The sequence below is a fragment of the Megasphaera sp. AF13-6AC genome (assembly GCF_027685385.1).
GTDB classification, from domain to species: Bacteria; Bacillota; Negativicutes; order Veillonellales; family Megasphaeraceae; genus Megasphaera; species Megasphaera micronuciformis.
This window is the reverse complement of the sequence record NZ_JAQCUN010000175.1, coordinates 1-2,240: the sequence shown is the minus strand read 5'-3', so window position 1 is coordinate 2,240 and position 2,240 is coordinate 1. Positions and strand designations below refer to the sequence as shown.

Annotated in this window: 2 protein-coding genes and 1 pseudogene; all 3 read left to right on the top strand. The window is 45.4% G+C overall.

Going from position 1 to position 2,240, the window contains the following annotated elements:
- The coding region (locus PGX78_RS07755; protein ID WP_270446327.1) for a GNAT family N-acetyltransferase at positions 1–662 on the top strand (662 nt) is incomplete at its 5' end.
- 40 nt (positions 663–702) lie between these two features.
- Positions 703–1,425 carry a hypothetical protein gene (locus PGX78_RS07750; RefSeq protein WP_270446325.1) on the top strand — a complete coding sequence of 241 codons (723 nt, stop codon included), beginning with the start codon at positions 703–705 and terminating at the stop codon, positions 1,423–1,425.
- 517 nt (positions 1,426–1,942) lie between these two features.
- Positions 1,943–2,240, top strand: a pseudogene (locus tag PGX78_RS07745) (hypothetical protein); the annotation flags it as partial.

Genomic DNA, 2,240 nt, shown 5'->3' with positions numbered 1-2,240 from the left:
CATATACATCGGGACTTTCCGGCTGTGCCTATCGCGATGAATCCTCGTGGCGTCGTCATATAGAAGCACAGTTGGCGGAAGGAAATATTTGTGTTGTTTTTGACGGAGAGGATCCCGTCGCTTATGCTTTTTACCAACTGGGAGAATCGACAATTCAATGCGGAGAATTCGTATATTCCGATTATAAGGGGAAAAGAGGGCTCCTCGAGTACTTCTATAATCATCGCTCGCAAGGCGAACAATTGCAGTGGAATGAAGGAATGAAAGACCAGTCATATCGATTCTATCCGGACGGTAAAAAGGGCCATGAAACAATACCCTTCATGACGGGTCGTATTGTCGATGTTAAAGGTGCTTTGGAAGAGTTGTCATACGATAAAAAAATTCAAGGGCGTGCGGTATTTTCTGTGGAAGATCCCTTGGCCGACTGGAACACGGGGACATTTTCCTTAACTGTGAAAGAAGGTAAAGCCGTTGTAGAATCGGTAAAAGAAGTGGCAACGATACGGATGACTATCGGTGCGTTAGCTCTTTTGGTTTTCGGTACACTTGATGCGAAGGCTTTGGTCTTTTATAATAAATTGACGGCGAGAGAGGAAGATATAGATTTCTTGGACCGCCTTTTCCCTAAAACGGAAACATATATTAATGAATGGTATTAAGGTTGTCGGTTATAGCCGGCAATATTAGAGGAGATTAAGTATGAAATCGGTAACGAAATTTATGATTGCTGCAGTAGTAGTAGCGTCTTGTAACGGGGGCGTTTGCACATACGATGAAACTCAGGCGGCAGATACGACGGCGACGCAAGCCCGAATGACGGCGACCGTGTCGGAAACTGAAGGGACATTATCTTTATCCGTTAAAGATTCGGAAAAAATTACAAGTAACGATGCGGATTATATGGACATGGTGCTTGCAGGCACCAATAGTGATACGACGCTCAGCTCCCTTTTTGCTAATATGACAAAGCAACCCGGTAGTAAACTCATTCCCCTTAGCGGTCGAGTTGCCAAGGCCCCGTCTACGGTTCAACAGGGGTATCCTCTTTCTTACGTACGGGCCATTGACGAAAAGTCTGCCGTAAAACAGGAATTGCCGGACGGTAAGGTTTTTATAGCTACCTCGGAAGCCCTTTTGATTCGTAAAAAAGAAGCGCTTAAAGTATTTGAAACAAAGCCGGTTGCCTACATTTATAACCCGAAAGACGGGTTTGTAGGACGTATGAATTCGGAAAAAGCCGTTTTGGCGAGAGACTACTCTTCGCCGGATGAAATAGAAAAAATACCCTTGACCGCTGTAGCTGCCGATTCACGTGAACACATGCTGGTTGTTTATCTTAACGATAAGGCAAAAGTTGTTCCCGTAAAGGCGAAAAAACACTATTTTGTACGCGACTATGCGGAACAAATAAAGCCTCTCTAAAGGAGTTTCATTTATGATACACGTAACTGACGGCGCTATGCGCTATATAAAGAAAAAAGGAAAAAATCTTCTTATTCGCTTCGATTATCAATCAAATACGGGAAACTGTTGAGTCGGTGATGCCTTAGGGGGTAGATATATTCCCGTACTGCAATTGGTTGACCGCTCATTAAAACCCGATTGTCCGCACGAAGAATTTGGCGATGTCATAGTCTGGTACCCGCCGACTCTTCGGCCCGTAGCCGGTAAAGATGTTGTGACTATCTGTGTTAAATCTCTTTTTTGGATTAAACGACTGGAACTGGAGGATGCCTTGGTGCTGAACTCCAAGCCGGGCGGTCGCAATCCGAGTATACATGACATGGGTGCGTAAAAAACCCGATGGGACAAAGTAGAATACTTTGCCCCATCGGGTTTTATGTTTGCCGGATTTTCCCGGTCAGACTTTATTTAGCTGTCTGAACTTGCTATAATTATTTGAGAATAATTAATGAATAGCGAGTGGAGGGCGATTGTTATGAAACTACGTAAGGTAACGTCGGTTGGCTTAATTGTAGGTCTTTGTTTTTCGGCCGTCACGGGATTGGCTGCGGGAACTCAGTTTGCCGACCCGAGTGTGATTATCAGTATCGGTGGGGCTACCGGAACGGAAGCGGCCGGACGGGTTCGTGTAGATGCGACGGCAGGGGCCAGTATTATGATTACGCCGGATCAAAATTACGGGCCTCTTTCTTATCCTGAAAGAGACGGTAGACGAGTACCTGATAATTTGAGCCCCGATTCACCTGCGACGGCTCGTGTTGTCATTCGCGGTG

What these genes read in the sequence shown, in the direction of transcription:
- PGX78_RS07750 (WP_270446325.1), top strand. Translation starts at nt 703, where the DNA reads ATGAAATCGGTAACGAAATTTATGATTGCTGCAGTAGTAGTAGCGTCT.